Origin of the sequence: Streptomyces sp. OfavH-34-F (assembly GCF_022347745.1) — a bacterium.
Taxonomy (GTDB): Bacteria; Actinomycetota; Actinomycetes; order Streptomycetales; family Streptomycetaceae; genus Streptomyces.
In genome coordinates this window covers 1-20,481 of record NZ_JAKRGC010000045.1, presented here as the reverse complement: position 1 = coordinate 20,481, position 20,481 = coordinate 1, and the positions used below count along the sequence as shown (strand labels likewise).

The following is a 20,481-nucleotide window of genomic DNA, read 5'->3' as shown; positions in this document are numbered from 1 at the left end:
GTTTCCAGCGTGGCACGGGCGGGCCGGTCCGGCAGCGCGGCGGGCAGGGGCCGGGGTGGCGGCCCCTGCCCGGGGGCCGGAGGTTATGATCACGCACCCGTGGAAGGACCGCCCATGACCGAGATCGCCCCCGTGTCCGGCCCCGAGCTGGTCACCTACGCCGATGAGCTGGCCGCGCTGCTGGTGGAGACCGTGGACGGCGGCGCGTCCGTCGGATTCCTGGCTCCCCTGGACCGGGGCGCGGCCGCCGCGTGGTGGCGCGCGCGGGCGGCGGCCGTGGAGGCGGGCGGGCTGCGGGTGTGGCTCGCCCGTGACGGCGAGCGCGTCGCGGGCACGATCGGCCTGGTCCGCTCGCCGCTGCCCAACGCCCGGCACCGCGCGGAGGTGACCAAGCTGATGATCCGCCCCTCGGCGCGCGGCCGGGGCCTGGGCCGGGAACTGCTGGCCGCGGTGGAGCGCGCGGCGGCCGACGACGGCGTCACGCTGCTCGTCCTGGACACCGAGAGCGGCAGCCCGGCGGAGCGGCTGTACCGGGCCGCGGGCTGGACGGAGTGCGGCTCGGTCCCGGACTACGCGGCCGACCCGGCCGGGGTCCTGAAACCGACGACCTTCTACTACAAGGCGGTCGGCGTCATGCCGGAGCCCCTGGGGTAGGAATGGCGCGGGAAGACATGAACGAGGAGACACCGATGACCCTGTACGACATCCCGCTGCACACCCTCACCGGCGAGCCGACCAGCCTGGGCGCCTACCGCGACCGGGCGGTGCTGGTGGTGAACGTCGCGTCCAAGTGCGGGCTGACCCCGCAGTACGCCGGGCTCGAACGGCTCCAGAAGGAGTACGGGGACCGCGGTCTGACCGTGCTCGGCGTGCCGTGCAACCAGTTCGCCGGCCAGGAGCCTGGCAGCCCGGAGGAGATCGGCACGTTCTGCTCGGCGACGTACGGGGTGACCTTCCCGATGCTGGAGAAGACCGAGGTCAACGGAGCGGGCCGACACCCCCTCTACGCGGAGCTGACCCGCCTCGCGGACAGCTCCGGCGAGGCCGGGGACGTCCAGTGGAACTTCGAGAAGTTCCTGCTCTCCCCGTCGGGCGAGCCGGTCGCCCGGTTCCGCCCCCGCACGGAACCGGGTGACCCGGAGCTGCTGGCCGCGATCGAGGCCCAGCTGCCCGCCTGAGCGGCGCCGCCGGGCCCCGGTCGGGTCAGCGGATGGGCATACCGGAGAGGGTGCGGGCGATGACCAGGCGCTGGATCTCGCTCGTGCCCTCGAAGATGGTGTAGATCGCGGCGTCCCGGTGCATGCGCTCGACCGGGTACTCACGGGTGTAGCCGTTGCCGCCGAGGATCTGGATGGCCTGCGCGGTGACCTTCTTGGCGGTCTCGCTCGCGTACAGCTTGGACATGGAGCCCTCGGCGGACTCGAACGGCTTGCCCGTGGTGGCCATCCAGGAGGCGCGCCAGACCAGCAGCCGCGCCGCGTCGATCTGCGTGCGCATGTCGGCGAGCTGGAAGGCGACGCCCTGGTTGTCGATGATGGGGCGGCCGAACTGGGTCCGCGTCTTCGCGTAGTCCAGCGCCACCTCGTACGCCGCGCGGGCGGTGCCGACGGCCATGGCACCCACGGCCGGGCGGGACGCCTCGAAGGTGGCCATCGCCGCGTTCTTCACGCGCTCGCCGCCCGAAGCGGCACGCTCGCGGGCCCGGGCGAGGCGCTGGTCGAGCTTCTCCTTGCCGCCGAGCAGGCAGTGGCCCGGTATCCGCACGTCCTCCAGGACGACCTCGGCGGTGTGCGAGGCGCGGATGCCGTGCTTCTTGAACTTCTGGCCCTGGGAGAGACCCGGGGTGTTCGGCGGGACGATGAACGAGGCGTGGCCCTTGGAGCCCAGCTCCGGGTCGACGACCGCGACGACGACGTGGACGTTGGCGATGCCGCCGTTGGTCGCCCAGGTCTTGGTGCCGTTGAGCACCCACTCGTCCTTGGCCTGGTCGTAGACCGCGCGGGTGCGCATCGAGGCGACGTCGGAGCCGGCGTCGGGCTCGGAGGAGCAGAAGGCGGCGACCTTCACGTCGTCGGCGTCGCCGTACATCTGCGGGATCCAGGTGCCGATCTGCTCCTCGGTGCCGTTGGCGAGGACGCCCACGGCCGCCAGGCCCGTACCGACGATCGACAGGGCGATGCCGGCGTCGCCCCAGAACAGCTCCTCCATGGCCATGGGGATGCCGAGGCCCGTAGGATCGAAGAACTGCTGGGCGTAGAAGTCGAGGGAGTAGATCCCGACCTTCGCCGCTTCCTGGATGACGGGCCAGGGCGTTTCCTCACGCTCGTCCCACTCCGCGGCGGCCGGACGGATCACGTCCGCGGCGAACCCGTGGAGCCAGTCACGGACCTGCTTCTGGTCGTCGTTGAGCTCGAGCGTGAACTCGGCCATGTTCCCCTCCACGTGCTGCCTCGAAACGCGTCGTTACTTGCGGTAACAACAGTCTGTTACCGGTAAGTAGCCTCTGTCAACCACGTGATACGTCATGAGACGCCGTCCGCACCGCACCGGGCGGGGTGTTACTTTGCGCAGGCAGGACGGACAGGCACGGTCAGGGGTGGGAGAGACGACATGGAGACCACACGACAGGCCGAGCGCCAGCGGACCACGGCCGCGCGCCGCCGTCGGGAGCTGCTGGACGCCGCCGACCGGGTGGTGCTCAGGGACGGCCCCGGCGCCTCGATGAACGCGATCGCCGCCGAGGCGGGCATCACCAAGCCGATCCTCTACCGGCACTTCGGCGACAAGGGCGGGCTGTACCGCGCCCTCGCCAAGCGGCACACCGACGCCCTGCTGAGCGCCCTGCGCGCCGCGCTCGACGCCCCCGCCGACCGGCGCGCCCGGGTCGAGTCCACCCTCGACACCTATCTCGCGGCGATCGAGGCCCGCCCGCAGGTCTACCGCTTCCTGATGCACCCGTCCGACGACGCGACCCCGTCACCCGAGCAGGGCTTCGACGTGGGCCGGCACTCCGCGCCGCTGCTGCGCCGGCTGGGCGAGGAGCTGGCCGCGGTCATCGCGGAGCGGGTGGACCTCGGCCCGGACAGCGAGGCGACGGCCCGGGTCTGGGCCCACGGCATCGTCGGCATGATGCACGCGGCGGGCGACTGGTGGCTCGGCGAGCGCCCGTGCCCGCGGGAGCAGCTGGTGCGCATCCTGGCCGATCTCCTGTGGGGCCGGCTGGCCGCCGCGAGCGACCGGGCGGACGGCCCCGGCTTCTGAACCGGAGCGGGCACGCCGGAGCTGAAGCCGAAACAGGAGCTGGAGCGGGAGCCGGAGCGGGCGCCGGACCCGACTCTGCGGCGGGCCGCCGGGCCCCGGCCGCGACAGGTCAGTCCGTGCGGCTCCACGGCGCCCGGCGGGCCGCGCGCAGGACGCGGGCGCGGCGCAGGCCGGTCAGCCGGTCGGTGTAGACCCGCCCGTCGAGGTGGTCGCACTCGTGCTGGAGGCAGCGGGCGAAGAAGCCGGTGCCGTCGATCCGGACCGGCTCGCCCGTCACCGTGACGCCCTCGACCACCGCGTGGTCGAAGCGCGGGGTGCCCGCCTCCAGGCCCGGCAGCGAGAGGCAGCCCTCGGGGCCGCGCACGGTGACCCCGTCGGCCGCCACCAGGACCGGGTTGACCACATGGCCGAGGTGGCGCACGTCCTCGTCGTCGGGGCAGTCGTAGACGAACACCCGCGAGGGCACCCCGATCTGATTGGCGGCCAGCCCGACGCCCCGCGCCTCGTACATCGTGGCGAACATGTCCTCGACGAGCCGGGCGAGCGGGGGGCCGAACTCCGTGACCGGTTCGCAGGCCGCGTGCAGGACCGGGTCACCGAGCAGGCTCATGGTGCGGACGATTCCGGAGCTGCCGGGGATCGGGCGGTTGCGCATGGCGGTCATCGTACGTTCTGCCCGGCGGCCGCACGGATGCACGCAACCATCGTTCACATTCTTGACCAACACATATATCCATGAATATTGACGCGTCCATGGCCAGACTCTACGGTCGATGGAAAGCGCTTGCACACCCCGGCGCCCGATCCGTTCACCGGCCCCTCACAGCCGCTCCCCCACTCCCCCCACTGGAGTCGCAGATGCAGATCAAACCCGTCCTCGCCTGTGCCGGCCTGCTGGCCGGTTCGCTCGCCGCCCTCTCCGGCACCGCCGCGCAGGCCACCCCCACCCCCCGCGCCGCCTCCGCAGCGGCGGCCGCCGCCCTGTACGTGGCGCCGGACGGCTCGGCCGACGCCGCCGGCACGGAGTCGGACCCCACCACGCTGGCTTCGGCGATCGGCCGGGTGGGCTCCGGCGGCACGATCTACCTGCGCGGCGGCACGTACCACTACGGGCAGACGGTCACCGTGCCGCCGGGCAACGACGGCACCTCGGGCGCCCGCACCACCATGGCCGCCTATCCCGGCGAGCGCCCGGTGCTCAATTTCTCGGCGATGGCCGAGGACCCGGCCAACCGGGGCCTCGCGGTCAACGGCGACTACTGGCACATCGACGGCCTCACCGTCGAGCACGCGGGCGACAACGGCATCTTCGTCGGCGGCAGCCACAACGTCATCGAGCACGTCGTGACCCGGTTCAACCACGACTCGGGGCTGCAGATCTCCCGCATCTCCTCCAGCACCCCCCACGACGCGTGGCCCTCAAACAACCTGGTGCTCAGCTCCGAGTCGCACGACAACGCCGACTCGGACGGCGAGGACGCCGACGGGTTCGCCGCCAAGCTCACGGCGGGCCCCGGCAACGTCTTCCGCTACACCGTCTCGCACCACAACATCGACGACGGCTGGGACCTCTACACCAAGACGGAGACCGGACCCATCGGCCCGGTGACGATCGAGGACTCCCTCAGCTACGACAACGGCACCCTCTCGGACGGGACCGTGAACAAGGACGGCGACCGCAACGGCTTCAAGCTCGGCGGCGACGGCATCAAGGTGAACCACGTCGTGCGGCGCAACATCGCCTACCACAACGGGCACCACGGCTTCACCTACAACAGCAACCCCGGTTCGATGTCGGTCTCCGGCAACGTCGGCATCGACAACGAGGAGCGCAACTTCTCCTTCGACAAGGGCACCTCGGTGTTCCGGGACAACACCTCCTGCCGCGACGGCGACGGCTCCAACGACAAGACCGTCGGCGACGCGGACGGGTCCAACCAGTTCTGGACCGGGTCGAACGGCTCCCGCTGCTCCGCGTACGGGGGCGGGCTCGACTGGTCGTTCGCCCCGGACGGCCGGCTGGTCGTCTCCTTCGGCGGCACGGTGGTCACGCCGTAGGCCGGGCGCGGTGCCGGGGGCGGGCGGCCCCCGGCACCGCCGCGCTCACTCCTCCCGCAGGCTCGTGACCAGATCGCGCGGCAGGCCGTGGGTGTCGTGGAGGTAGCGCAGGTCCTCCTCGGTCAGCGGCCCGCGGAACCGGGGCCGGGCCAGTACCCGCCGCCCGCGGTCCAGGAGCCGGACGAACCTGCGCTCCTCCTCGGCCAGCACCCCCAGCACCTCGCCGGGGCCGGTGTCCTGCCGGAAGCGGTCCAGGGTGTGCCGGACCAGCTCCGGCGGCAGGTCCCGCAGGGTGCGCGAGGGGTCGTCGCGGCGCAGCACCGTCAGCGCCCTGCGCAGCAGGCGGCGCAGTACGTACCCGCGCCCGGTGGCGGCCGGGCGCACCCCGTCGCCGAGAATGACGACGGCGGAGCGCAGGTGGTCGCAGACCAGCCGCAGCGAGGGTTCGTCCAGCGGCCACAGGGGCGGTACGAGCCGGCGCCACGGGTCGAAGACGTCGCACTCGAACACCGACCGCCTGCCCTGGAGCAGCGAGGCCAGCCGTTCCAGGCCGAGCCCGGTGTCGACATTGCGCCGCGGCAGGGGCACCAGCGATCCGTCGCCGAGCCTGCGGTGGCTCATCGTGACGTGGTTCCACACCTCCACCCAGCGGTCGTCCCGCGTCGGCGTGGAGAGCGGCGGGCCCTCGCCGCTCCACAGGAAGATCTCCGAGTCCGGACCGCACGGCCCGACCGGCCCGTTGGACCACCAGTTGTCCTCGACGGTCCCCTCCACGGGCACGCCGAGGTCCTGCCACACCCGCAGCGAGGCGGTGTCCGGTTCGGTGCGGTCGTCCCCGGCGTACACGGTGGCGTGCAGCCGTCCCGGGTCGACGCCCAGGCCCTCGGTGAGCAGCCCGTATCCCCACTCCAGGCTCTGCGGGCCCTCGTAGTCGCCGAGCGACCAGCTGCCGAGCATCTCGAAGACGGTCAGATGCGTGGCGTCGCCGACCTCGTCCAGGTCGGTGGTCCGCAGGCAGCGCTGCCGGCCGGCCAGCCGGCTCCCGAGCGGGTGCGGGCGGCCCTCCAGGTACGGGGTGAGGGGATGCATGCCGGAGGTGGTGAAGAGCACGGGGTCGCCGGGCGGCGGCAGCAGCGTGGACCCGGTGATGCGGCGGTGGCCGCGCTCCTCGAAGTACTCCAGGAAGGTACGGGCCAGGTGTTCGGTGTCGGTGTGCACGGGGATCGGCTCCTTCGCGTGAGCGCGGGAGGCGCCGGAGAACGGGACCACCCGGTCACCCGGCCGCGGGCTGGAAGGCCGCGGCACCACCGGCGGACCGTTTCCGGTCGCCGGGGGAAGGGAAGGTCAGACGGCGGCAACCGGCGAGCGGGGCGCTCGCGCGGTGGCGGTGGTGGTGATGCCGTTGACGTCCATGGGCCGACGGTAACGCGCTGCGGTCCGGCCGCGCACCGTGATTTCCGCTGCCGGACGGTGCCGCCGTACGGTCACCGCGCCGGACATCGATAGGCTGGGCGGCGGACCGATGCAAGGAGGATCTAGGACGATGGCAGGCAACACGGAGCCGTTGTCGCCGCGGGCCAGGCTGGCCGTGACGGCGGGCAAGGCCGCTGCGGCGGTGTCGCGGGCGGCCGGGCGGGGCAGCGGATCGGTGATCGGCGGCCGGGTGGCGCTCAAGCTCGACCCCGACCTGCTGGGGCGGCTGGCGCAGCACCTGGACGTGATCCTCGTGTCGGCGACGAACGGCAAGACGACCACCACCCGGCTGATCGCCGAGGCGCTGCGGGCCGCGGGCCCGGTCGTGTCGAACGCGCTGGGCGCCAACATGCCCGCCGGGATCACGTCGGCGCTGGCCGGCGGCTCGGACGCGCAGTACGGCGTGATCGAGGTGGACGAGAAGTACCTGGCCGGGGTCGCCCGTGACACGACGCCCAAGGTGATCGCGCTGCTCAACCTGTCGCGCGACCAGCTGGACCGGGCCGCCGAGACCCGGATGCTGGCCGAGAAGTGGCGTGAGGGGCTGTCCGGCTCCAAGGCCGTGATCGTCGCCAACGCCGACGACCCGCTGATCGTCTGGGCGGCCTCCTCCTCCCCCAACGTGGTGTGGGTCGCGGCCGGCCAGGCGTGGAAGGACGACGCCTGGTCCTGCCCGTCCTGCGGCGGGGTCATGCAGCGCCCCGGCGACGACTGGTTCTGCGGCGAGTGCGGTTTCCGCCGGCCGCCGCCGAGCTGGGTCCTGCACGGCGACTACGTCCTCGACCCGCACGGCTCCGCGTGGCCGATCCACCTCCAGCTGCCGGGCCGGGCCAACAAGGCCAACGCCACCAGCTCGGCGGCCGTCGCCGCCGTCTTCGGCGTGCCGCCCCAGGTGGCGCTGGAGCGGATGTACCAGGTGCAGGCCGTCGCGGGCCGGTACGACGTGGTGAACTTCCTGGGCCGGGAGCTGCGGCTGCTGCTGGCGAAGAACCCGGCGGGCTGGCTGGAGACGTTCTCGCTGATCGACCCGCCGCCCACGCCGGTGATCCTCTCCGTGAACGCGCGGGGCGCGGACGGCACGGACACCTCGTGGCTGTGGGACGTGGACTACACCCAGCTCGCGGGCCACCCGATCTTCGTGCTCGGCGACCGCAAGCTCGACCTCGCGGTCCGTCTCGAGGTGGCCGGACTCGACTTCCGGGTCTGCGAGAACCTCGACGAGGCCGTCCAGCAGGCACCGCCCGGACGCATCGAGGTCATCGCCAACTACACCGCCTTCCAGGATCTGCGCCGTCGTGTCGGCAACTGATCCCGGCACCGGGCCCCTCCGGAGAGGACGAAGCATGAGCAACAACAGCCTGCGGCTGGTGTGGGTCTACCCGGACCTGCTGAGCACCTACGGCGACCAGGGCAACGCCCTGGTGGTGGAGCGCCGGGCCCGCCAGCGCGGCCTGGACGTGTCGCGCGTCGACGTGCGCAGCGACCAGCCGGTGCCGACGTCGGGCGACATCTATCTGATCGGCGGCGGCGAGGACCGGCCGCAGCGGCTCGCGGCGGAGCGGCTGCGCCGCGACGGCGGGCTCAGCCGGGCCGCGTCCAACGGCGCGATCATCTTCTCGGTCTGCGCCGGCTACCAGATCCTCGGCCACGAGTTCATCAACGACCTCGGCGAGCGCGAGCAGGGTCTGGGGCTGCTGGACGTGGTCTCGACGCGCGGCGAGGGCGCGCGGTGCGTCGGCGACGTGCTCGCGGACATCGATCCGCAGCTCGGTCTGCCGCCGCTCACCGGGTTCGAGAACCACCAGGGCGTCACGCATCTCGGGCCGACCGCCCGCCCGTTCGCGCGGGTGCGGCTGGGCCGGGGCAACGGCACGGGCGACGGCACCGAGGGCGCGTACAACGACACGGTGTTCGGCACGTACATGCACGGGCCCGTGATGGCGCGCAACCCCATGATCGCGGACCTGCTGCTCAAGCTGGCCCTCGATGTGAACGCCCTGCCGCCGACCGACGACCGGTGGTACGAGGCGCTGCGCGCGGAGCGCGTCGCGGCGGCGACACAGCCCGCCTGACCTGCGGATTCACCCGTGTTCCGATGAGTTGGGAGCGGCTCAGTTGAGCGGCGTCCAGCAGGCGGACGCCCGGTTCGGTCCCCCCACCCTCCGCCGGTAGGGTGGCGGGGATCTCCCACCGGACGACGTGGTCCGGTCGTCGGCCCACGTTGCAAAGGTTTTCCGGGCAATGCGAATTGGTGTGCTCACCTCCGGCGGCGACTGCCCCGGCCTCAACGCCGTCATCCGGTCCGTCGTCCACCGCGCTGTGGTCGACCACGGCGACGAGGTCATCGGCTTCAACGACGGGTGGCGGGGCCTCCTGGAGTGCGACTACCGCAAGCTCGACCTGGACGCCGTGGGCGGCATCCTCGCCCGCGGCGGCACGATCCTCGGCTCCTCGCGGGTCCAGCCTGCCCATCTGCGCGGCGGCGTCGAGACGGCCCGGGGCCATGTGCGCGACCTGGGCCTCGACGCGATCATCCCGATCGGCGGCGAGGGCACCCTGAAGGCGGCGAACCTGCTCTCCGAGGCGGGGCTGCCGATCGTCGGCGTGCCGAAGACCATCGACAACGACATAGCCTCCACCGACGTCACCTTCGGGTTCGACACGGCCGTCGGCGTCGCCACCGAGGCGCTGGACCGGCTGAAGACCACCGCCGAGTCGCACCAGCGGGTGATGATCGTCGAGGTGATGGGCCGGCACACCGGCTGGATCGCCCTGCACTCGGGCATGGCGGCCGGTGCGCACGCCATCGTCGTCCCGGAGCGCCCCTTCGACATCGACGAGCTGACCGAGGTGGTGGGCCGCCGCTTCTCGGCCGGCAAGAAGTTCGCCATAGTCGTGGTCGCAGAGGGCGCGAAGCCGCGCGAGGGCACCATGGCGTTCGAGTCGGGCGCCAAGGACGTCTACGGCCACGAGCGGTTCACGGGCGTGGCGACGCAGCTCTCCGTCGAGCTTGAGCAGCGCCTGGGCAAGGAGGCCCGCCCGGTGATCCTGGGACACGTCCAGCGCGGCGGCACGCCGACCGCGTACGACAGGGTCCTGGCGACCCGGTTCGGCTGGCACGCGGTGGAGGCGGCGCACCGGGGCGACTTCGGCATGATGACGGCGCTGCGCGGCACGGAGATCACCCTGGTGCCGCTGGCGCACGCGGTGGAGACGCTGAAGACCGTGCCCGCCGACCGCTACGCCGAGGTGGAGTGCGTGCTCTGAGCGCGACACCCCGTCGTGAGACCGCCCCCGGCCGCTGCTGCGGCCGGGGGCGGTTCTACTCTGGTCGGGACAACCGGCACGAAACAGGGACGTCCCGGCGTTCCCATCGGGAGTGAACAGATGGATCACAGCGGGCACGGCATGAACATGGATCTGCCGCCGTTCACGCTGGGCCGCGGCCTCCAGTTCTCCGCGGACCCGTTCTTCCTGATCGGCTGCGTCCTGGCCGTGCTCCTGTACGGGTACGCGGTGCTGCGGCTGCGCCGGCGCGGCGACGCGTGGCCGGTGGGGCGCACGGTGCTGTTCGTGATCGGGGTGCTGACCATCGCGCTGGTGATGTGCACCCGGCTGAACGACTACGGCATGGTCATGTTCAGCGTGCACATGGTGCAGCACATGGTGATCAGCATGCTGTCGCCGATCCTGCTGCTCTTGGGCGCTCCGGTGACCCTGGCGCTGCGCGCCCTGCCGGTCGCGCCGCGCGGCAGGAAGGGGCCGCGCGAGCTGCTGCTGATGCTGCTGCACAGCCGGTACATGAAGGTCGTCACGCATCCGGCGTTCACGATCCCGCTGTTCATCGCGAGCCTGTACGGCCTGTACTTCACCCCGCTGTTCGACTTCCTGATGGGTTCGACGGCCGGGCATCTGGCGATGATGGTCCACTTCCTGGCGGTCGGCCTGTTCTTCTTCTGGCCGATCATGGGCATCGACCCGGGCCCGCACCGGCCGGGCTATGTGATGCGGATGCTGGAGCTGTTCGCCGGGATGCCGTTCCACGCCTTCTTCGGCATCGCGCTGATGATGGCGTCCTCGCCGATGGTCGAGGTGTACAAGACCCCTCCGGCGTCGCTCGGCATCGACGCGCTGTCCGACCAGAGCGCGGCGGGCGGCATCGCCTGGGCGTTCAGCGAGATCCCCTCGGTGCTGGTGCTGGTGGCCCTGGTGTTCCAGTGGTACCGCTCGGAACAGCGGACGGCGAAGCGCTCGGACCGGGCGGCGGAGCGCGACGGGGACCAGGAGCTGCAGGCGTACAACGCGTATCTCGCGTCCTTGCAGGCGCGCGGACAGTAGCGGCGGACCCCTCTTCCGGGTGACGATGGCATCCACGGCCGCGCGGCCGACGAGGAGGGTGCGCGCATGTCCGGATCGACGAAGACGATGGGGATGCTCACCGCCGGAGCCCTGGTGGCGGTGACCGCCTACACGGTGGCGCTGGGAAGCAACGGCTGGCTGTGGTTCGGCTGGGTGCTCCTGGGCCTGATCACGATCGGTATGGCAGCCACACGGGAGACCTGAGCGGCACCCCCGCCCACCCCGTCGGTCAGTCGGCGAGCCGGTCCAGCTCCTCCGTGATCGCCGTGCGCAGGGTGTCGTGCCGGGGGCCGAGCGCGTGGCTCGCGTCGCTCCACCGCTCGCGCGGGTAGAGCCATACGGGCCTGCCCACCAGGTCCGGCGGCTCCCAGTCGAAGCGCGGCCACACGTGCGCGTGCAGGAACGGGTCGGTGTTGCCGAGGATCTCCAGGTTCACCCGCCGGAACGCGGGGTCGAGCCGCCGGCAGGCGCGCTCGACGGCCTCGCCGAGCCGGTCCATGTCCGCGAGGAACGCCGTCCGCCTAACCCGGGGAAGGTCCGAGAGCCGCTGCACGGCGGGGTCGTCCGCCAGGAGCACCGTGTAGCCGGGGAGGAACTGGACGTCGCCGATCACGGCGAACCCGGCGTCCAGCCGTCTCAGTACCGTCGGGTTCTCGCCCCGCAGCGCGCTGCCGATCCGGTCCCGGCGCCATGTCTCGGTCATGGGGCGGCACTCTACGCCGTGCCCGCGCGCCGACAAGGTGTGACGCCGGAAGGACTGGAGCGCTCCCATCGCGGTGTCCGCCGTCCGCGTAGCGGGGGACGCTCGCGATGTTGCGCGGGGGTGAACCGCTGTGTACGGCGGCCGGGTCGCCGGGCCCCCGGCACGTGCGTCGCCGCGCGCCGGAAGGGGGCGCGGCGGCCGGTGCGGGGCCGAGCGTACCGGCCTGCCCAGACTTGACGCGTACACGTTCGCACACGCAGGAGGCGCGCGAACCGAACTCCGCGACCACCGCCCCGTACGCACCATCCGTCACTCCCCGTGGATACCGGCTCACGGGCGCACCGCAGCCCCACCCCGCTCATGTGCTGCCACTTCACTCCACCCGCGAGGCAGCGGGAGGCGCGCACTCCCTCGCTCTCGGTGACCACTTGGACGCACACCCGAAGCCGCCCCGGCGGCCCTCCGCGTGCAATCGCGAACGCCTCCGGGGCGCGCCCCGCACCCCCTCACCCCGGCCGCCGCGCGGGGCCCCGGGCCTTCGTTACCGGGTCGTCAACAACGCTGCGCCACACGTCCGTTCGACGTCTGGCCGCGTTCACACCCCCGTAAGGCAGTTGCGCTTCAACCCTTGACAGGTGCCTGTCGCCACGCCACCTTGGGAGCGCTCCCACAATCAAGACTTGCACACTCCATCCCCTCCCTTCTCCCCCAACGCCGTTCAGCAGCACGGGTGTTACGGGGCGCAGCCGCGCACCCCGTGAGTGCTCCGCCGCACGGCAGAGGAAGGCACTTGTCATGAGCTTGGTGAAGCGTTGCAGACCCCGCCGCACCGGGGGGCTCCCCGTCCTCCTGGCCGGCACCCTCGCCCTTGCCGTCACCGGCCTGGCGGGCGGCCCCGCGTCCGCCGCGCCGGAGGACACCCTCCACGACCTCGCCACCGCCCAGGGCAGGTACTTCGGCTCCGCGACCGACAACCCGGAACTCCCCGACGCGGCGTACGCGGCGAAGCTCGGCTCCGAGTTCGGGCAGATCACGCCGGGCAACTCCATGAAGTGGGACACCGTCGAGCCCGTCCGGGGGCAGTTCGACTTCACCAAGGGCGATGTCGTCACCGACTTCGCCGCGCAGCACGGCCAGACCGTGCGCGGGCACACCCTGGTCTGGCACAGCCAGCTGCCCGGCTGGGTGGGTGCGCTGCCGTCCTCGCAGGTGGAGGCGGCCATGACCGACCACATCACCGCGGAGGCCACCCACTACCGCGGCAAGGTCAACGCCTGGGACGTGGTGAACGAGCCCTTCAACGAGGACGGGACCTTCCGCACCAGCCCGTTCTACAACGCGATGGGCAAGGACTACATCGCCAAGGCCCTGCGCGCGGCACACGCCGCCGACCCGGACGCCAAGCTCTACATCAACGACTACAACGTCGAGGGCAAGGGCGCGAAGAGCGACGCCCTGTACGCCCTCGTGAGCGATCTGCTCGACGAGGGGGTGCCGCTCGACGGCGTCGGCATGCAGGCCCACCTGGCGATCCAGTACGGATTCCCGTACCAGATGCAGGCCAACATGCAGCGGTTCGCCGACCTCGGGCTCGATGTCGCGGTCACCGAACTCGACGTGCGCATGCAGCTCCCGGCGGACGCCACCAAGCTCGCGACCCAGTCCTCCTACTACGCGCAGGTGGTCGACGCCTGCCTCGCGGTCCGGCGCTGCGTCGGCATCACCGTCTGGGACTACACCGACAAGTACTCCTGGGTGCCGAGCACCTTCCCGGGCGAGGGCGCGGCCAACCTGTACGACGACAACCTGGCGCCGAAGCCCGCCTACGCCGCCGTGCGCACCGCTCTGGGCGAGGAGGAGGACGGGGGCGGTGACGGCGGGGGCCCCACGCCCGGCACGCTGAAGGTCCAGTACCGCGCCAACGACAACGCCGCGGGCGACAACCAGATCAAGCCCGGTCTCCAACTCGTGAACACCGGCACCGCCTCGGTCAGCCTGCCGGCCGTCACCATCCGCTACTGGTTCTCCGGCGACAACGGCGCCTCCACGTACGGCAGTTGGTGCGACTGGTCGCCGATCAACTGCTCCACGATCACCCACCGCGTGGTCGCCGCGAGCAGCCCGAAGGCCGGCGCGGACCGCTACCTGGAGGTCGGCTTCGCGAGCGGCAGCCTGGCCGCGGGCGCCTCGACCGGCGAGATGCAGCTGCGCCTGAGCAAGACGGACTGGTCGAACTTCGACGAGTCGGACGACTACAGCCACGGCACCGGCACCACCTACGCGGACGCCTCGAAGATCACCGTGTACGTGGACGGCGACCTGGTCTGGGGCATCGAGCCCTGATCCCCCGGGGCCCCGCTCACCCATCCCGGCCCCGCTCCCCCCCCCCCCCCCCCCCCCCCCCCCCCCCCCCCCCCCCCCCCCCCCCCCCCCCCCCCCCCCCCCCCCCCCCCCCCCCCCCCCCCCCCCCCCCCCCCCCCCCCCCCCCCCCCCCCCGCCCCCCGCCACTGGAGGATTTGTGTCGATATCACGTAGAACGTTCAGCAGCGCCCTCGGCGGCAGTGTGCTGGCCCTCGGCCTGGCACAGGGCACCGCGGTCGCCACGCCCGCCTCGGCACAGGCCGGCACCGGCACACGGGCGGCCTCCGCCGCGGGCGACGACCCGTACACCCAGGCGTTCCTCACCCAGTACGGCAAGATCAAGGACGCCGCCAACGGCTACTTCAGCCCGGACGGTCTCCCGTACCACTCGGTCGAGACGCTGATGGTCGAGGCGCCGGACCACGGGCACCAGACGACGTCGGAGGCCGTCAGCTTCTGGATGTGGCTGGAGGCGGCGTACGGACGGGTGACGGGTGACTGGGCGCCGTTCAACGCGGCCTGGGCGGTGGCCGAGAAGACCATCATCCCGCAGCACGCCGACCAGCCGACCAGCGACGCGTACAACCCCTCGGCGCCCGCGACCTTCGCCGCCGAGCACCCGCTGCCCAGCGGCTACCCCTCCGCCATGAACGGCAACGTCCCGGTGGGCAGCGACCCGCTCTCCGCCGAACTCGCCTCGTCCTACGGGACGATGGACGTCTACGGCATGCACTGGCTGATGGACCTCGACAACGTCTACGGCTACGGCAACAAGCCGGGCACGGGCGGCCAGTCCGGGCCGGGCGCCGGCGCCTCCTTCATCAACACCTACCAGCGCGGCGCGCAGGAGTCGGTGTGGGAGACCGTCCCGCAACCCACCACCGACCTCTTCAAGTACGGCGGCCCCAACGGGTATCTCGACCTGTTCGTCGGGGACTCCAGCTACGCCAAGCAGTGGAAGTACACCAACGCGCCGGACGCCGACGCCCGCGCGGTGCAGGCTGCCTACTGGGCGTACCGCTGGGCCTCCGAGCAGGGCAAGGAGAGCCAGGTCGCGGCCTCGGTGGCGAAGGCCGCCAAGATGGGCGACTACCTGCGCTACGCCATGTTCGACAAGTACTTCAAGCGGATCGGCGACTGCACCGACCCGAACTCGTGCCCGGCCGGCTCGGGCCGCACCTCCCAGCACTACCTGCTGTCCTGGTACTACGCCTGGGGCGGCTCCGCCGCGGGCAGCGGCGGCGGCTGGGCCTGGCGCATCGGTGACAGCGCCTCGCACCAGGGCTACCAGAACCCGCTCGCCGCCTGGGCCCTGTCCAACGTCCCCTCGCTCACGCCCAAGTCGGCGACGGCGCGGTCGGACTGGTCCAAGAGCCTGACCCGGCAGCTGGAGTTCCTGACCTGGCTGCAGTCCAGCGAGGGCGCGCTCGCGGGCGGCTGCACCAACAGCTGGGAGGGCAGCTACAGCGCGCCCCCGGCCGGCACGCCCACCTTCTACGGGATGGCGTACGACTGGCAGCCGGTCTACCACGACCCGGCCAGCAACAACTGGTTCGGCTTCCAGGCCTGGGGCATGGAGCGCGTCGCCGCGTACTACTACGTGACCGGCAACGCGACCGCCGAGGCCGTCCTGTCGAAGTGGGTGGCCTGGGCGTCGAGCGAGACGACCGTCGGCGCCGACGGCAGCTTCCGCTTCCCGTCCACCCTCAACTGGACGGGCCAGCCCGACACCTGGAACCCCTCGTCGCCCGGTGACAACGCCGGTCTGCACGTCTCGGTGGTGGACTACGCCAACGACGTCGGCGTGGGCGCCGCGTACGTCAAGACGCTCACCTACTACGCCGCCAAGTCGGGTGACGAGGACGCGGCGGCGCTGGCGAAGGCGCTGCTCGACGCGATGGCGCTGAACACCACGGACAAGGGCATCTCGGTCCCGGAGACCCGGCTGGACTACAACCGGTTCGACGACGAGGTGTACATCCCGTCCGGCTGGTCGGGCACCATGCCCAACGGCGACCCGATCCGGCCCGGCTCGACGTTCCTGTCCATCCGCAGCTGGTACAAGGACGACCCGGACTGGCCGAAGGTGCAGGCGTACCTGGACGGCGGGGACGCGCCCGTCTTCACGTACCACCGCTTCTGGGCCCAGGCGGCGCTCGCGCTGGCCTTCGCGATCTACGCGGAGCTGCTCGTGGAGGGCGGCGGCGAGCCGGGCGGCGACACCGAGCCGCCGACCGCGCCGGGCGGCCTCACGGTGACCGCGACCACCAAGGACAGCGTGTCGCTCTCCTGGTCGGCGTCCACCGACAACGTCGGCGTGACCGGCTACGACGTGTACCGCAACGGGGTGCTCGCGGGCAACGCCACCGGGCGCACGTTCACCGACACCGGGCTGGCCGCCGGCACCGAGTACACCTACGCGGTGGCGGCGCGGGACGCGGGCGGCAACACCTCGGCGCTCTCGGACGCGGTCCTGGCCACCACCAAGCCGGGCGGTTCGACCGGCACCGGCGCGGTCAAGGTGCAGTACAAGAACAACGACTCCTCCGCGACCGACAACCAGATCCGGATGGGCCTCCAGGTCGTGAACACCGGCAGCGCGCCGATCGACCTGTCCACCGTGAAGGTCCGGTACTGGTTCACCGCCGACGGCGGCCCGAGCACCTTCGGCACCTACTGCGACTACGCCGCGCTCGGCTCGTCCAACGTCTCGCACACGGTGGTCGCCGTCTCCAGTCCGAAGACGGGCGCCGACCGCTACCTGGAGGTCGGGTTCACCGGCGGGGCGGGCACCCTGGCCGCCGGCGCCTCCACCGGCGAGATCCAGCTGCGCCTCAACAAGAGCGACTGGTCGAACTTCAACGAGGCCAACGACTACAGCCGGGCGACCAACACGTCGTACGCCGACTCCACGAAGGTCGGCGCCTACGTCGCCGGCTCGCTGGCCTGGGGCGTCGAGCCGTAACCGTACCCACCCCCTGACCGGTCCCCCGGCCGGTCACCCCACCACTCCCGATGGCGGGCCCACCAACGACCCCGCAGAGCCCGCCATCGGGCAGCACCCCCCATGAAACCGTCCGCGGGATTCCGCCACGGGCGTACGAGAGGAGCACGGAGCCGCAATGAGTACCAGAGGCACCATCAAGAAGGGGCTACGCCGGAGGCTCGCCGCAGTCTCCGCGATGGCCATGGGCGCCGCTCTGGCGGTGGCCCTCCCCACCACCGCCGACGCGGCGGCGGCCGCGCGGGTGGACAACCCGTACGTGGGCGCGACCCCGTATGTGAACCCGGACTGGTCCGCCCTCGCGGCGGCCGAGCCGGGCGGTGACGCCATCGCCGACACGCCGTCCTTCGTCTGGATGGACCGCATCGCCGCCATCACCGGCACCGAGGGCAGGAGGGGGCTCCGCGAACACCTGGACACGGCCCTCGCCCAGGGCGCCGACCTGTTCCAGGTCGTCATCTACGACCTCCCGGGACGCGACTGCGCCGCTCTGGCCTCCCACGGCGAGCTCGGTCCCACGGAGCTCGGCCGATACAAGAGCGAATACATCGACCCGATCTCCGAGATCCTCGCGGACCCGGCCTACTCCAGCTTGCGCATTGTCGCCATCATCGAGCCCGACTCGCTGCCCAACATCGTGACCAATGCGGGCGGCACGGCCGGTTCGACCGAGGACTGCGCGACGATGAAGGCGAATGGCAACTACGAGAAGGGTGTGGGCTACGCCCTGCACACCCTCGGTGCCATTCCCAACGTCTACAACTACATCGACGCGGCCCACCACGGCTGGCTGGGCTGGGACAGCAACATGGCCCCGGCCGGCCTGGAGTTCAAGAAGGCCGCGACGTCCGAGGGCGCCACCGTCGACGACGTCGCCGGCTTCATTGTGAACACGGCCAACTACTCGGCTCTCAAGGAGCCGAACTTCAAGATCACCGACTCGGTGAACGGCACCACGGTGCGCCAGTCGAAGTGGATCGACTGGAACTACTACACCGACGAGCTGACGTTCGCCCAGGCGCTGCGCACCCAGCTGGTCGGGCAGGGCTTCAACTCCAACATCGGCATGCTGATCGACACCGCCCGCAACGGCTGGGGCGGCGCCGACCGGCCCACCTCCGCAGGCCCGCTGACCAGCGTGGACGCCTACGTGGACGGCGGCCGGGTCGACCGGCGCATCCACGCCGGCAACTGGTGCAACCAGAGCGGTGCCGGCATCGGTGAGCGGCCGACCGCCGCCCCCGAGCCCGGGATCGACGCCTACGTGTGGGCGAAGCCCCCGGGGGAGTCGGACGGCAACAGCGAGCCCGAGGAGAACGACGAGGGCAAGGGCTGGGACCGCATGTGCGACCCGACCTATGAGGGCAACGGGCGCAACGGCAACAGCATGTCCGGCGCGCTGCCCAACGCCCCGGTCGCCGGTCACTGGTTCTCCGCGCAGTTCCAGGAGCTGCTGCGCAACGCCTACCCGCCCATCGACGGCGGCAACAACGGCGGTGGCGACGACGACACCCAGGCGCCGACCGCGCCGACGGGCCTGACGTCCACGGCGAAGACCAGCTCCAGCGTCTCGCTGTCCTGGACCGCGTCCACCGACGACACCGCGGTGACCGGCTACGACGTGTACCGGGGCAGCACCAAGGTGGGCTCGACCACCACCACCTCGTACACCGACACGGGCCTGTCGGCCTCGACCGCCTACAGCTACACGGTCAAGGCGCGGGACGCGGCCGGCAACGTCTCGGCGGCCTCCTCGGCCCTGTCCGTCACCACCTCCGCGGGTGGCGGCACCGGGACGGGCGCGCTGAAGGTCCAGTACAAGAACAACGACTCCTCCGCGACCGACAACCAGATCCGGATGGGTCTCCAGCTGGTCAACACCGGCAGCACGGCGGTGGACCTGTCCACGGTCAAGCTGCGCTACTGGTTCACCCCGGAGTCCGGCTCCGCCACCTTCGGCACCTCCTGCGACTGGGCGGTCCTGGGCTGCGGGAAGCTGAACCTGGCGGTCAAGCAGAACGGCTCCGCGGCCGGGGCCAGCCACTACCTGGAGGTCTCCTTCGGCAGCGGCACCCTGGCGGCCGGCGCCTCCACCGGCGAGATGCAGCTGCGTCTCAACAAGAGCGACTGGTCCAACTTCAACGAGGCGGACGACTACAGCCGCTCGACGGCCACCAGCTACGCGGACTCGTCGAAGATCGGCGTGTACGTGGGCGGTGCGCTCTCCTGGGGCACCGCGCCCTGAGCGGTGACCGGATGATCCGGTGACCCCGTCCGGCCCCGCCACCCCCGTGGCGGGGCCGGACTTCTTTCCGCACACGGAATACCGCACCCCGGTTTCCGCACACCGAGCCACCTCACGCACAGATGAGCGAGAGGTTTTTGTTATGGTCACCGGCCGGGCGGCATCTCCCAGGTGTGCGTGAAGCCAGAACAGGACTCCGGAAGAGTGAGCACGGCATGGGCCAGGACCGCGAACGGGCGTTGATCAAGGCGGCGCGGGCCGGGAGCCCCGGCGCCAGGGACCAGCTCGTCGCGTCCTGTCTGCCGCTGCTCTACAACGTCGTCGGCCGTGCGCTGAACGGCCACGCGGACGTGGACGACGTCGTCCAGGAGACGGTCCTGCGGATGCTGCGAGGGCTGCCCGGCCTGCGCGATCCGGCGAGCTTCCGCTCCTGGCTGGTGGCGATCGCGATGAACGAGATACGCGGGCACCGGCGGAACCGGCAGACCGCCGCGCTCCCCGTGGAGCCCCTGGCGGACGGCCCGGACCGGGTGGACCCCGCCGCCGACTTCGTGGACGTGACCATTCTGCGGCTCGGCCTGTCCGGGCAGCGCCGGCAGGTCGCGGAGGCGACCCGCTGGGTGGACGAGGACGACCGGGAGCTGCTGTCGCTGTGGTGGCTGGAGGCCGCGGGCGAGCTGAGCCGGGCCGAGGTGGCCGCCGCGCTGGACCTCTCCCCCGAACACACGGCGGTCCGGGTGCAGCGGATGAAGGCGCGGCTGGACACGGCACGGGTGGTGGTGGGCGCGCTGGCCGCGCGGCCCCGGTGCGTGCTGCTCGACGACCTGCTGGCCGGGTGGGACGGGGCGCCCTCCCCGCTGTGGCGCAAGCGCATCGCCCGGCACGCGCGCGGCTGCACCGTCTGCTCGGGGTTCGGTACGGGGCTGGTGCCGGCCGAGGGGCTGCTGGTGGGCCTGGCGCTGGTGCCCCTCGCGGGGGCGGCCCTCGCCGGTGGGCCGGAGCGCCCGGCGCAGACCG

At 71.8% G+C, this 20,481-nt stretch carries 17 protein-coding genes; 13 read left to right on the top strand and 4 right to left on the bottom strand.

Annotated features, from left to right (window positions below):
* Nucleotides 1-114: 114 nt before the first annotated feature.
* Complete coding sequence (locus MHW47_RS10355) at nucleotides 115-654, top strand: N-acetyltransferase (RefSeq protein WP_239222376.1); 540 nt, start codon at nucleotides 115-117, stop codon at nucleotides 652-654.
* Nucleotides 655-689: 35 nt separating this feature from the next.
* Nucleotides 690-1,178, top strand: a complete 489-nt coding sequence (locus MHW47_RS10350) for a glutathione peroxidase (RefSeq protein ID WP_239222375.1) — start codon at nucleotides 690-692, stop codon at nucleotides 1,176-1,178.
* Nucleotides 1,179-1,203: 25 nt separating this feature from the next.
* Here MHW47_RS10350 and MHW47_RS10345 read toward each other — a convergent pair whose 3' ends face one another.
* Entirely contained in the window at nucleotides 1,204-2,430 is a 1,227-nt protein-coding gene (locus tag MHW47_RS10345) for an acyl-CoA dehydrogenase family protein (protein ID WP_239222374.1), read from the bottom strand.
* Between the two features lie 180 nt (nucleotides 2,431-2,610).
* On the opposite strand from MHW47_RS10345, the gene MHW47_RS10340 reads away from it, so the two are divergent.
* Nucleotides 2,611-3,261: a TetR family transcriptional regulator gene (locus MHW47_RS10340; RefSeq protein ID WP_239222373.1), complete on the top strand. Its 651-nt coding sequence runs from the start codon at nucleotides 2,611-2,613 to the stop codon at nucleotides 3,259-3,261.
* Between the two features lie 109 nt (nucleotides 3,262-3,370).
* Here the strand turns inward: MHW47_RS10340 and def are convergent, their stop codons facing one another.
* Nucleotides 3,371-3,925 carry a peptide deformylase gene (gene def, locus MHW47_RS10335; protein ID WP_239222372.1) on the bottom strand — a complete coding sequence of 185 codons (555 nt, stop codon included), beginning with the start codon at nucleotides 3,923-3,925 and terminating at the stop codon, nucleotides 3,371-3,373.
* Nucleotides 3,926-4,119: 194 nt separating this feature from the next.
* Here def and MHW47_RS10330 point away from each other — a divergent pair, with 194 nt between their 5' ends.
* On the top strand, nucleotides 4,120-5,319 hold the full coding sequence (locus MHW47_RS10330) for a right-handed parallel beta-helix repeat-containing protein (protein ID WP_239222371.1): 1,200 nt from the start codon (nucleotides 4,120-4,122) through the stop codon (nucleotides 5,317-5,319).
* A 45-nt stretch (nucleotides 5,320-5,364) separates the two neighbouring features.
* Here MHW47_RS10330 and MHW47_RS10325 read toward each other — a convergent pair whose 3' ends face one another.
* On the bottom strand, nucleotides 5,365-6,537 hold the full coding sequence (locus MHW47_RS10325) for an alanine--tRNA ligase-related protein (RefSeq protein ID WP_239222370.1): 1,173 nt from the start codon (nucleotides 6,535-6,537) through the stop codon (nucleotides 5,365-5,367).
* A gap of 325 nt (nucleotides 6,538-6,862) precedes the next feature.
* On the opposite strand from MHW47_RS10325, the gene MHW47_RS10320 reads away from it, so the two are divergent.
* The 5 genes from MHW47_RS10320 to MHW47_RS10300 all read left to right on the top strand — a co-directional run bounded on the left by MHW47_RS10320 (nucleotide 6,863) and on the right by MHW47_RS10300 (nucleotide 11,355).
* A complete protein-coding gene (locus tag MHW47_RS10320; protein WP_239222369.1) occupies nucleotides 6,863-8,101 on the top strand; it encodes a MurT ligase domain-containing protein in 1,239 nt (412 codons plus the stop codon).
* A gap of 34 nt (nucleotides 8,102-8,135) precedes the next feature.
* A complete protein-coding gene (locus tag MHW47_RS10315; protein WP_239222368.1) occupies nucleotides 8,136-8,864 on the top strand; it encodes a type 1 glutamine amidotransferase in 729 nt (242 codons plus the stop codon).
* A 169-nt stretch (nucleotides 8,865-9,033) separates the two neighbouring features.
* Nucleotides 9,034-10,059 (top strand): 6-phosphofructokinase, encoded by a 1,026-nt coding sequence (locus MHW47_RS10310; RefSeq protein WP_239222367.1) that lies wholly within the window; start codon nucleotides 9,034-9,036, stop codon nucleotides 10,057-10,059.
* Between the two features lie 120 nt (nucleotides 10,060-10,179).
* The gene (locus MHW47_RS10305) at nucleotides 10,180-11,130 is read left to right on the top strand and encodes a cytochrome c oxidase assembly protein (RefSeq protein WP_239222366.1); all 951 of its coding nucleotides are present in this window, start codon (nucleotides 10,180-10,182) and stop codon (nucleotides 11,128-11,130) included.
* A gap of 66 nt (nucleotides 11,131-11,196) precedes the next feature.
* Nucleotides 11,197-11,355: a hypothetical protein gene (locus tag MHW47_RS10300; RefSeq protein ID WP_018522815.1), complete on the top strand. Its 159-nt coding sequence runs from the start codon at nucleotides 11,197-11,199 to the stop codon at nucleotides 11,353-11,355.
* Nucleotides 11,356-11,380: 25 nt separating this feature from the next.
* On the opposite strand, the gene MHW47_RS10295 is transcribed toward MHW47_RS10300, so the two are convergent.
* Entirely contained in the window at nucleotides 11,381-11,854 is a 474-nt protein-coding gene (locus MHW47_RS10295; protein WP_239222365.1) for an HIT family protein, read from the bottom strand.
* A gap of 795 nt (nucleotides 11,855-12,649) precedes the next feature.
* Between MHW47_RS10295 and MHW47_RS10290 the strand changes: the two genes are divergently transcribed.
* The 4 genes from MHW47_RS10290 to MHW47_RS10275 all read left to right on the top strand — a co-directional run.
* Nucleotides 12,650-14,197: an endo-1,4-beta-xylanase gene (locus tag MHW47_RS10290; protein WP_239222364.1), complete on the top strand. Its 1,548-nt coding sequence runs from the start codon at nucleotides 12,650-12,652 to the stop codon at nucleotides 14,195-14,197.
* Nucleotides 14,198-14,417: 220 nt separating this feature from the next.
* On the top strand, nucleotides 14,418-17,180 hold the full coding sequence (locus MHW47_RS10285; protein ID WP_239222384.1) for a glycoside hydrolase family 48 protein: 2,763 nt from the start codon (nucleotides 14,418-14,420) through the stop codon (nucleotides 17,178-17,180).
* A 157-nt stretch (nucleotides 17,181-17,337) separates the two neighbouring features.
* Nucleotides 17,338-19,464 carry a glycoside hydrolase family 6 protein gene (locus tag MHW47_RS10280; protein ID WP_275449055.1) on the top strand — a complete coding sequence of 709 codons (2,127 nt, stop codon included), beginning with the start codon at nucleotides 17,338-17,340 and terminating at the stop codon, nucleotides 19,462-19,464.
* 215 nt (nucleotides 19,465-19,679) lie between these two features.
* Nucleotides 19,680-20,481, top strand: an 802-nt coding sequence (locus MHW47_RS10275) for a sigma-70 family RNA polymerase sigma factor (RefSeq protein WP_239222363.1), incomplete at its 3' end; no start/stop codon positions are given.

Bases quoted from the DNA above. Each gene is read 5' to 3' on its own strand.
- MHW47_RS10345 (WP_239222374.1), bottom strand. From the start codon at position 2,430: ATGGCCGAGTTCACGCTCGAGCTCAACGACGACCAGAAGCAGGTCCGT.
- MHW47_RS10280 (WP_275449055.1), top strand. From the start codon at position 17,338: ATGAGTACCAGAGGCACCATCAAGAAGGGGCTACGCCGGAGGCTCGCC.
- MHW47_RS10340 (WP_239222373.1), top strand. From the start codon at position 2,611: ATGGAGACCACACGACAGGCCGAGCGCCAGCGGACCACGGCCGCGCGC.
- MHW47_RS10315 (WP_239222368.1), top strand. From the start codon at position 8,136: ATGAGCAACAACAGCCTGCGGCTGGTGTGGGTCTACCCGGACCTGCTG.
- MHW47_RS10295 (WP_239222365.1), bottom strand. From the start codon at position 11,854: ATGACCGAGACATGGCGCCGGGACCGGATCGGCAGCGCGCTGCGGGGC.
- MHW47_RS10310 (WP_239222367.1), top strand. From the start codon at position 9,034: ATGCGAATTGGTGTGCTCACCTCCGGCGGCGACTGCCCCGGCCTCAAC.
- MHW47_RS10355 (WP_239222376.1), top strand. From the start codon at position 115: ATGACCGAGATCGCCCCCGTGTCCGGCCCCGAGCTGGTCACCTACGCC.
- MHW47_RS10350 (WP_239222375.1), top strand. From the start codon at position 690: ATGACCCTGTACGACATCCCGCTGCACACCCTCACCGGCGAGCCGACC.
- MHW47_RS10305 (WP_239222366.1), top strand. From the start codon at position 10,180: ATGGATCACAGCGGGCACGGCATGAACATGGATCTGCCGCCGTTCACG.
- def (WP_239222372.1), bottom strand. From the start codon at position 3,925: ATGACCGCCATGCGCAACCGCCCGATCCCCGGCAGCTCCGGAATCGTC.
- MHW47_RS10300 (WP_018522815.1), top strand. From the start codon at position 11,197: ATGTCCGGATCGACGAAGACGATGGGGATGCTCACCGCCGGAGCCCTG.
- MHW47_RS10330 (WP_239222371.1), top strand. From the start codon at position 4,120: ATGCAGATCAAACCCGTCCTCGCCTGTGCCGGCCTGCTGGCCGGTTCG.
- MHW47_RS10320 (WP_239222369.1), top strand. From the start codon at position 6,863: ATGGCAGGCAACACGGAGCCGTTGTCGCCGCGGGCCAGGCTGGCCGTG.
- MHW47_RS10290 (WP_239222364.1), top strand. From the start codon at position 12,650: ATGAGCTTGGTGAAGCGTTGCAGACCCCGCCGCACCGGGGGGCTCCCC.